A 9065-nucleotide genomic window follows, 5' to 3' on the forward strand; every position below is an offset into this window, starting at 1 on the left:
CCTCGCGCCGGAATGTTCGCCGAGGGCGCGAAGCCAAAACGCCGCTGTACCGGGCGTACTGCAAGTTTTGGCGACAAAGCCCTCGGTGAACAGGCCAAGCGAGGCGGCGCGAGGCATTGCACCCCGGGCTGCTAGAGCGGGCTTCACGGCGAGACCTCGCTCGGCTAGCATGGCCGGATGACCGAGCGATCTCTGCTCCCCTTGTGCTGCGCTGCCTTGCTCACCTGCGCGTGCACGCCCGTCCCCGACGATTCGGGCACCTTCTCGGGCTTCGGTTCGCTGTCCGAGACCGGCGGCGGCAGCGGCGACGGCGACGGCGACGGCGGCGACGGCGACGGCGACGGCGACCCCGGCGACGGCGACGGCGACGGCGATCCGAACCCCAACTGTGGCGACAGCATCGTCGACCCCGGCGAGGAGTGCGACCTCGGCCCGCAAAACTCCGACTCCGGTCAATGCACGACCAACTGCTTCATCGCATCGTGCGGCGACGGCTTCGTCTACGAGGGCTTCGAAGAGTGCGACGACGGCAACAGCGACAACTCCGATGACTGCGTGTCGGGCTGCACCCTGGCCACCTGCGGCGACGGCTTCGTCCACGAGGGCGTCGAGGAGTGCGACGACGCCAACGACGACGAGACCGACGGCTGCAGTTCGCAGTGCACCCCCGGCGTCTGCGGCGACGGCGTGATCCAGGAGGGCGAGCAGTGCGACGACGGCAACATGGACACCTCCGACGACTGCCCGGCCTGCCAGCTGGCGTTTTGCGGCGACGGCTACATCCAGGCCGGCGTCGAGCTGTGCGACGACGGCAACGTTGAGAACACCGATGGTTGCATCGCGCCGCTGTGCGTCCCCGCCGAGTGCGGCGACGGCTACGTCTACGAGGGCATGGAAGAGTGCGACGACGGCAACGAGGACGGCACCGACGCGTGCGTCCCGGGCTGCACCGCGGCCGTGTGCGGGGACGGCTTCGTCCAGCAGGGCGTCGAGGTCTGCGACGGCGTCGGCTGCACCGAGGACTGCAGCGAGTGGGACGCGGTGCCCTACTGCCTCAACTACTACGAGGGCAACCCCAACGCGGCCGACGGCGAATATGTGATCGACCCGGACGGCCCGGGCGGCAACGACCCCTACGAGGTCTACTGCGACATGTCGGCGGGCGGCCACACGGTCTGGGCCCAGACCCACGACTGGGGCGAGTGGGGCGCCGACATGACGATCGTCATCCGCGATCGCCTCGAGCCCGGCCTCGGCTCACAGCAGGACTGGAGCGACACCTGCGAGCTGTTCGACACCACCAACTACGTCGGGTCGTGGAAGAACAACGGCGGGACCTACTCGCAGGAGCAGTATCAGGTCTGGGCTGACGCGCAGGACTACTGGCAAAACTACGCCGAGCAGATGTTCCCCTCGATCACCTACAACGACATCCTGATCCTCCACGACTCGAACTCGCCCGGCTGCTGGGCCCACTACGCGGAGGCCGGGAGCCTGACCGCGTTCGGCTCGCCAGCGGGCGGCGGCTACGCCTTTTGTCGTCAGGGCCAAAGCGCGAACAAGCGCTATCACATCTACCTGTGCCTGTGATCGAGCCGCGGGCGCGACGACCCGCTCCTCGCGGCGATTGAGGGCCCCCCCAGGAGGAGACGAGGAGGCCCTCAATCGCCTTCGAGCAGGGCGCCGTAGGCCTCGGTGAGCCGGCCCTCCTCGATCCCAAACCAGTACGGAGGCCGCTCTCGCTCGGGGTCGTGGATGCGGGCGAGCCAGCTGATACCCGAGGTCCCGGCGAATTTGTCGGGCAATTCGAACACCGGATCGGCGAGGGCCTCGTCGAGGGTGACGAAGTGGTAGCCGGCGGCCTCGAAGTCGTCGAGCACTTCGTCGAGGTGATCGGCGGCGAGGCGGTTGACGTGAAACAGCACGATCTGGCTGGTCTCGCGCTCGACCTCGTGGATCGCCAGCTCGCGGGCGGCCCTGACGGCGTCGAGCATGTGCTTGCGGTAGGCGGCGACGATCTCGGCCTCGGCCTCGGCGTCGCCACGCTGCTTGACCACGCTGTAGGCCGTGGCCAGCAGCCACTCGGTCGTGGCCACGGTCACGTGGGCGTTTTGGTAGCCCATGTCTGCGAGCGCCGCCTTGGCGCTGTCGCGCAGCTCGGGGGTGTCGCCCTCGGACAGGTAGGGGTAGCGCAGGTAGGCGGGGGGCTCGTCGAGGCGCTCGCGCAACACCGCGTCGCAGCGGCGCACGTCGTCGAGCCAGGGCTCGAGCCCGACCTCGGCGAGGTTGGCGTGGCTGGCCGTGTGGTTGCCGATCTCCATCCCCGCCGCGGCCCAGGCCGCGAGGCTGGTGTCGCCCTCGAGCAGCTTGTCGCAGTTGTAGAACACCGAGGCCGGCGCGTGGTGGGCGGCCAGGGTCGCGAGGATCTCGACGTTGAGCTCGTTGTAGGACGCGGCCTGCTCCGGTCGGGCGCCCGGAGCGAAGCCGGCCCCGGGCGCGTCGTCGAAGGACAGGTGGATCGCAACCAAGCTCGCCGGGTCCGGGTCCGGGGTCGCGTCGGGCTCGTCGGGCTCGGCTCCCTCGGCCCCGGTCGCCGCGCGCTCGGCCACGGTCCGCGGTTTGGCCTGGCTGCAGCCGAGCCCGAGCCCGAAGCTCAGCCCCAGGGCCAGCAAGCCCAACCCGCGCTCAGTGATTCGCGCGAGCACGAGGCTCCGCTCCGGCGCGGCTTGGGCTCCAAGATCGTATCTCGATGGCGTCGGCGCAGGTCTGCACGTCGTCGGCGAAGGTACCGCGCAAATGCCCGAGGCGGTAGTTGGCCACGCAGACCGAGAAATTGTGCTGTTCGCTATGCGCCCGGCTCGCGCCAGCCGTGCTGCGCAGCGCGTCGTCGTGGCTCAGGTGCAGCGCCCCGCCCACGGCCACGCGCGGACCGAGCTCGCGCAGTTGCAAGCGCGCGACCAGATCGACGTCCTCCCAGCCCCAGCCCTGGAGATCCGAATTCATGCCGTCGACGGCGACGAAGTCCTGACGCCGCAGCGCGATCAGGCCGGGGCCGCCGCGGCTCTGATCGGCGAACTCCCGCCGGTTGGTCTCGATCCGGACCACGGCCCCGGCCGCGCTCTCGAGCTCGACCACGTGGGACAGGGCTCGAAGTCCGCGGGCGTCGGCCAGCGGGTCCGGCCTCGCCTTGGACTCCCGCACCCGCGCGACCGTGGCGAAGCCGCCCCCGGCCAGGACCTCGACGGCGGCCGGCAAGAAGTCCGCGTCCAGGATCACGTCGGCGTCGAGGAAGACCAGGTTCTCCCCCGCCGCTGCGTGGGCGCCGAGGTTGAGGGCCAGCCCCTTGTCGAAGCGATCGGTGGGGATCTCGACCAGGGTCACGGCGACCCCAGCCCGGACCAGGGCGGCCTCGCAGCGGCCCGGGTCTCCGCCACAGTCCACGACCACGAGCTCGGGCCGCCCGCCAAGCTGCCCCTCGAGCCCGGCGAGCAGCTCGGCGTTGGCCGCCAGGCAGGTCGCGAGCTCGTCGCGGTTGGCCCACGGGATCACGATCGAGATCATGCTCATGGCTGCTCGTACTCCGCGGGGATCAACAGGCCCCGGTCGAGGTAGCGCTGGAGCCGAGTCCACGCCGCGGTCCCGGGCGGGGCGAGCTCGCTGGCCGCGACCGGCCGGGCGCAGCGCTCGAGCAGCTCGAGGTCCTCGGGGTCGAGCCGCACGGCCGCGGGCCAGGCCGGGTCGTCGAGGCGCAGCTCGCCCGCGTCGTCACGCCGGGTCGGCGCAGCTCGACGCACGAGGCTGGCGGGTCGCAGCCGCGGTCGCGGATGGCTGACGTAGTGACCGATCGCCTCGGCGAAGGCCGCGTAGGGCGGGTCCGTGGGCGGCAGGGAGTCGTCGGCCACGCGCACGGAGCTCGGCCGCGTGCGCAGGGCCTCGCCGCCGCGCCGCCGCGCCGCCTGCTCCAAGGTCGCGCGCAGGACCCCGGCGCAGCGGGCCTCGGCGTAGTTGGCGTGGACGTGATCGAAGGCGGCGACGGACAGGGCCTCGTGGCGAGCGGGCTCGTCCACGAGGGCCACGATCGCCTCGACCGCCGCGCTCAGGTTCATGCGGATCCCGCCCTCGCTGGCCCAGGTCGAGAGCAGGACCCCGGTCTCGCCGTGGATCACCGAGTCCTTGATGCCCCCGTAGGCCGAGGCCACGACCGGGGTGCCGCAGGCCATGGCCTCGATCGGCGCGTAGCCGAAATTCTCGTCGATCGCCATCGAGGGGTGGACGAGGAAGTCCATGGCCGAGTAGGCCGCCGCGAGCTGGTCGTCGCTGAGCCGAGCGGCGAAGTAGCGCAGCGCGTCGCCGAGCTCGAGCCGCCGCCGCAGCTCCTGGATGTAGTCCGGGTAGGCTCGGCAGCCGTAGTCCAGCACCGGGTAGCTGGCCGAGAAATTGCCGATCACCAGGGCCTGCACGGGTCGGGGCGCGAGCCGGCGGCGGAGCTCGGCGACGACGCGCAAGAAGCCGTGGAGGTTCTTTTGCGGGACCAGGCGAGCGACGAAGCCCAGGACCACGGCGTCCGGGTCGAGGCCGAATTCAGCCCGGCACGGGGCGCGCTCGAAGGGCACGAAGCAGTCGGTGTCGACGGGCAGCGGCAGGACCTGGACGTGGGGCGGCTGCTCGCACAGGCCCTCGACGATCGCTCGGTCCGAGCGGCAGTTGACCAGCAAGGTGTCGCTGGTCCGCAGCTTCGGCAACAGCTCGCGCAGCAGCGCGTGCTCGACGACCGGGCCGCCGTGCATCGCGAGCACGATCGGTGTGTCGCCAGGCCGCGGCTCGCGATGCCAGCGAGCGCTGGCGAAGGACAAGATCGCGTCGACGTCCTCAGCGAGGGGCCCGGCGTCGAGGTCGACGAGCGCGATGTCCGGGGCGCAGCTGCGCGCGTAAAAGCCCCGGGTCCGCTCGACGCTGACCCACGGGTGCGGGCCGAAGCCCCAGGTCCCGACGCGAAGCTCAGCGTCCGCCATCTCGACCCTCCTCGCCCTCGACCTCGAGCAAGACCTGGGCCCCACGCTCGGCGCAGCGAAAGGGCAACTCCGCGAACTCACCCAGCGCGCGGCGGATCTCGCCGTGCGCTGCGGGCTCGGCCAGGATCAGCAGGCAGCCCGTCCCGCCCGCGCCGAGCAGCTTGGCCCCGTGAGCGCCGGCCGCCCGGGCGGCGGCGTAGGCCGCGTCGACTCGCGGCGGCGAGACCCCGGGGCTCAGGCGTCGCTTGAGCTGCCAGGTCTCGTCGAGGATCGCCCCGAGCTCGGCCAGGCTGCCCCCGCGAGCCAGGCACGCGGCGAAGGCCTCGCAGGTCCCGGCGATCGCCCGCAAGCGCTCGCGCTGGTCCTGGCTTGGCTGACTCAGGGCCCGCAGCAGCTGCCCGGCCCGGCGCTGGCCGCCGAGGTAGAACAGCAAGGCGCCGGCCTCGAGCGCGTCCTGACAGCTGCGGGGCGCGGGCGCGAGCCCGACGTCGACGCGCTCGTCCTGGGCGAAGCGAATGTGGCGTAGGCCTCCGAACGCGGCGATGGTCTGATCCTGGCGGCCGATCGGCTGGGCGAGGATCTCGACCTCGAGCTCGAAGGCCTGCCGGGCCAGGGTCGCCGGGCTCGGGTCGCGCCCAACGAGGCGCTGAAGCGCGAGCAGCAGGCCGACGGCGAAGCTCGACGAGGAGCCGAGCCCGGTCCCGCTCGGCACGTCGCTGTGCGAGACGATGTCGAGGGGCGCGTCGACGCCGACCATGCGCAGGGCTTCACGGACGATCGGGTGCTCGATCGCGCCGAGGTTGTCGACCTCCTCGTGGGTGCCGCAGGCCAGGCGATAGCGCGGGCCCCCGAGGGCCGGCCGCTGACGCACGCTGACGTCGACGTAGAGGCGCAGGGCCGTCGACACGACGGCGCCGCCGTGCTCGCGATAGTAGCTGGGGAGATCGGTGCCGCCGCCGACGAAGCTGGCGCGCAGGGGGGTGCGGGTGGTGATCAACTTGCTCGTGCCTCCAGCGTCGACGCGCTCAGCTCGGGCGCCAGGGCCCGGACCGCTGCGCCCAAATCGGTGAACCACTCCAGGCCCTGCTCGCGGCTCGGCTCGCGCATCGCCGGGCCCACGAGGATCGGCCGCAGCCCGGCCCCGCGCGCGGCCCCGAGGTCGCGGACGCTGTCGCCGACGAGGACCGAGCGGGCCATGTCGACCCGGAGCTCGGCTCGCGCCGCCTCGATCATCCCGGCTTTGGGCTTGCGGCAGCGGCAGGCGATCTTGAGCTCGGGCCGCTCACCCGCGAACCCGACCTCGGGGTGATGCGGGCAGTGGTAGATGCGGTCGAGGTAGGCGCCGGCCCGACCGAGCTGAGTCTCGAGCTCGGCGTGGATCGCCGCGAGCCCGGCCTCGTCGACCTCGCCACGGGCGAGCACGGGCTGGTTGGTGACCACGACCACCAAGATCCCGGCGCGGTTGCAGGCGGCGATCGCCTCGCTGACCCCGGGCAGCAGCTCGAGCTGCTCGGGCCGGCGCAGGTAGCCGACGTGGCGGTTGAGGGTCCCGTCGCGGTCGACGAAGAGGGTCGGACGCGGGCCCAGGCGCTGGCCGGGGATCCCCCGGGCGTAGTCGGCCTCGGCCTCGGCGTAGCGCCGCGGCGTGCCCATGTCCTTGAGGTAGGCCGTGGTCTTCCAGGCCGCGACCCGGCGGCCCGCGGCGAGGGCCCCGGCCAGGATGTCGTGGACGAGGTCGAGCTTGGTGTCGGGCGCGAGGCCGGCGATCAGCTCGGGCTCGAGCACGAACAGCCCGGCGGTCACGAGGTTGCCGAGGCCCAGCCCCTCCGGGTGCGGCTTGGGGTGCAGGGCGATCACCCGCCCGCTGGCGTCGAGCGTGACGAGGTCGCTGTCGTGGGGGTGCTCGTTGGGGTGAACGGCGGCGGTCAGCGCCGCGCCCTGCTCGCGATGCGCGGCGATCAGCTCGCCGAGATCCAGCTCGAACACCACGTCGCCGAGGGCGACCACCGCCGGCCCCGGGAGCGAGCCGAGCAGGGCCAAGCAGCCCCCCGAGCCCAGCGCGCGGTCCTCGATCCGAAGCTCGATCTCCAGGCCCCCAGGCCCGCGCGCGGCGACGGCCGCCTCGATCTTCTCGCCGAGGTGCCCGGCCAGGATCACGACCCGGCGCACGCCCGCGGCCTCGAATTGGCCAAGCTGACGCTCGAGCACCGAGACCCCGGCGATCGGCAGCAGCGCCTTGGGCAGCTCCGCGGCGGCCTCGCCCATCCGCGTGGCCCGACCGCCCGCGACGATCACCCCGGTGAGCGCCTGTGCCTCTCGGCCCTCAACCATCGACACGCTCCGCCTCCGGTCCGCGAAACACCGCCGGCTGGACCAGGCCGATCAACCCCTCGCGCGCGCGCAGCTGCTCGAGCGCGGCGTCGACCTCGGCGTAGCTGCGCTCGATCAGCGCCCGGAGCAGCGCGGCCGACTCGGCCACGGGCTGCTGCTCATGGACGAAGGCCCGCAAGCGCGCGCCGTTGCCCCAGCGCGGCTCCCAGCTGACCAGCTCGGCCGCGTGGGTCTCGGCGAAGCCGGACGCTTGAGCGGCGAACACCGGGATCAGCGGGCTGACGGCGTCGTCCTCGAGGTGGAGCTCGAGACCGAAGTAGGGCGCCTCGGCCCCGAGGTCCAAGAGCTCGTAGTGCAGCGACTTGGGCCAGTGCTCCGGCTTGACGTGGCGGTAGTGGGCCCGGTTGCCGCGCAGCTCGAAGCCCGCGGGCAAGACCTCGGCGACCGCCGCGATGAGCTCGGCGAAGCGGGGCCGCTCGCGGCTGGCCGGAGCCAGGGTCCAGGCGTCGGGCTGCGCTGGCGTCACCGGCTCCGGGACCTCGCAGTCCGCGTTGAAGTCGACGGTGAACGCGGCCAGCGTGGTCGGGTCGAGGAAGCCCGCCTCGCCCTCGGCCGCGAGCATCTCCGGCAACATCGTGATCGCCCGGCGGTAGTGGCCGTGGAACAAGAAGTGCTCGGCGAAGGCGCAGCGGCCCTGCTCCGGCGCCCCGATGTAGTGGGGCAAGATCGTGTTGCTGAGGTTGGCCAGCAAGGTCATCGCCCGGCGGTACACGCTGCGGACCTCGTAGCCGAAGTGCGCCGCGAAGCAGGCCAGCTCGAGCTGGTGGCCGGCGAAGAACACGTGATCTTCGAAGGTCTCGGCCCGCGCCAGGGCCCGGGTCACCGCCTTGCCCAGCGCGTCCTCGCCCAGGCTCCGACCCGCGAGCTGAGCCTCGACCCGCTCGCGCGCGCCGAGGGTAAACAGCAGCATCATGTCGAGGTGGCCGTCGAGCAGCGCCTGAGCCTGGGCGCGAAAGCCCGCCAGGGCCGGGATCCTCGCCGCGGCGGCGCAGATCCCCTCGCACAGGTGGATCTTGCAGCAGACCCGAAAGTGCCCCTCGTGGTGGGCCTCGATCGCGGCCTCCATCAGCTCGACGAGATCGCAGCTGCGCCCGGCGAATTCGAAGCGGGCCTCGGCCGCCGCCGGCTCGAGCCAGGCCTGAGCGAACAAAAAGTGACCGAGCTCCTCGCCCTCATCGGTGCCGAGCTCGGTGCTGACCGCGTAGAGCTCGGCCATCGACACGCCGAGCTCGGGCAGCTCACGCTCGATGTCCGCGCCCGCCATCAGCGAGTAGGCCAGGGTCTGCCAGGGGTGAAAGTCCCCGTCGCGATGCATCTGCCGCATGTAGGGGCCCTCGGGACCGCGGCGGGCGTAGAAGGCCAGGCCGTCGCCGAGCCGGCCCTCGCGTACCCGGGCGTCCCCCCAGCCGTTGATGACGTGGCAGTAGTGAGACAAGGACGCGCCCTCGATGATCTCGTGGACCTCGCGGTGCATGGCATGGCGGAGGCGATGCTCGGCGTCGGCCAGCGCGCCAAGATCGAGCGCGGGCGCCTCGGCGTCGAGCTCGGTCACGAAGGCCTCGAGGGCCTCGACGAGGCGATCGTCGAGGTCCACCGGCCACCACTCGCGGATCGGGGCTTGGATAGGGGTGTCGGGCATGGGTCGGTTCTCGGGGTTTCGAT

General features: G+C 72.1%; 7 protein-coding genes. 1 reads left to right on the top strand and 6 read right to left on the bottom strand.

Annotated elements, in window-relative coordinates; all coding sequences use genetic code 11:
- The first annotated feature begins 177 nt into the window (after nucleotides 1–177).
- Nucleotides 178–1590: a DUF4215 domain-containing protein gene (locus tag ENSA5_RS13430; RefSeq protein ID WP_106392046.1), complete on the top strand. Its 1413-nt coding sequence runs from the start codon at nucleotides 178–180 to the stop codon at nucleotides 1588–1590.
- A gap of 71 nt (nucleotides 1591–1661) precedes the next feature.
- On the opposite strand, the gene ENSA5_RS13435 is transcribed toward ENSA5_RS13430, so the two are convergent.
- Genes ENSA5_RS13435 through ENSA5_RS13460 form a run of 6 tightly spaced genes read right to left on the bottom strand, consistent with a single transcriptional unit; the run spans nucleotide 1662 to nucleotide 9042 of the window.
- A complete protein-coding gene (locus ENSA5_RS13435; protein WP_106392047.1) occupies nucleotides 1662–2705 on the bottom strand; it encodes a polysaccharide deacetylase family protein in 1044 nt (347 codons plus the stop codon).
- Nucleotides 2686–3567: a galactosyltransferase-related protein gene (locus ENSA5_RS13440; protein ID WP_106392048.1), complete on the bottom strand. Its 882-nt coding sequence runs from the start codon at nucleotides 3565–3567 to the stop codon at nucleotides 2686–2688. The genes ENSA5_RS13435 and ENSA5_RS13440 overlap by 20 nt, the downstream gene beginning before the upstream one ends.
- A complete protein-coding gene (locus ENSA5_RS13445) occupies nucleotides 3564–5012 on the bottom strand; it encodes a glycosyltransferase family 4 protein (protein WP_106392049.1) in 1449 nt (482 codons plus the stop codon). Before ENSA5_RS13445 ends, ENSA5_RS13440 begins: the two co-directional genes overlap by 4 nt.
- Nucleotides 4999–6009 carry a GHMP family kinase ATP-binding protein gene (locus ENSA5_RS13450; RefSeq protein ID WP_106392050.1) on the bottom strand — a complete coding sequence of 337 codons (1011 nt, stop codon included), beginning with the start codon at nucleotides 6007–6009 and terminating at the stop codon, nucleotides 4999–5001. Before ENSA5_RS13450 ends, ENSA5_RS13445 begins: the two co-directional genes overlap by 14 nt.
- Nucleotides 6006–7343, bottom strand: a complete 1338-nt coding sequence (locus ENSA5_RS13455) for an HAD-IIIA family hydrolase (RefSeq protein WP_106392051.1) — start codon at nucleotides 7341–7343, stop codon at nucleotides 6006–6008. Before ENSA5_RS13455 ends, ENSA5_RS13450 begins: the two co-directional genes overlap by 4 nt.
- The gene (locus ENSA5_RS13460) at nucleotides 7336–9042 is read right to left on the bottom strand and encodes a hypothetical protein (RefSeq protein ID WP_106392052.1); all 1707 of its coding nucleotides are present in this window, start codon (nucleotides 9040–9042) and stop codon (nucleotides 7336–7338) included. Before ENSA5_RS13460 ends, ENSA5_RS13455 begins: the two co-directional genes overlap by 8 nt.
- Nucleotides 9043–9065: the final 23 nt, after the last annotated feature.

Origin of the sequence: Enhygromyxa salina (genome assembly GCF_002994615.1) — a bacterium.
GTDB lineage: Bacteria > Myxococcota_A > Polyangia > Nannocystales > Nannocystaceae > Plesiocystis > Plesiocystis salina_A.

Bases quoted from the DNA above. Each gene is read 5' to 3' on its own strand.
- ENSA5_RS13440 (WP_106392048.1), bottom strand. From the start codon at position 3,567: ATGAGCATGATCTCGATCGTGATCCCGTGGGCCAACCGCGACGAGCTC.
- ENSA5_RS13460 (WP_106392052.1), bottom strand. From the start codon at position 9,042: ATGCCCGACACCCCTATCCAAGCCCCGATCCGCGAGTGGTGGCCGGTG.
- ENSA5_RS13430 (WP_106392046.1), top strand. From the start codon at position 178: ATGACCGAGCGATCTCTGCTCCCCTTGTGCTGCGCTGCCTTGCTCACC.
- ENSA5_RS13445 (WP_106392049.1), bottom strand. From the start codon at position 5,012: ATGGCGGACGCTGAGCTTCGCGTCGGGACCTGGGGCTTCGGCCCGCAC.
- ENSA5_RS13455 (WP_106392051.1), bottom strand. From the start codon at position 7,343: ATGGTTGAGGGCCGAGAGGCACAGGCGCTCACCGGGGTGATCGTCGCG.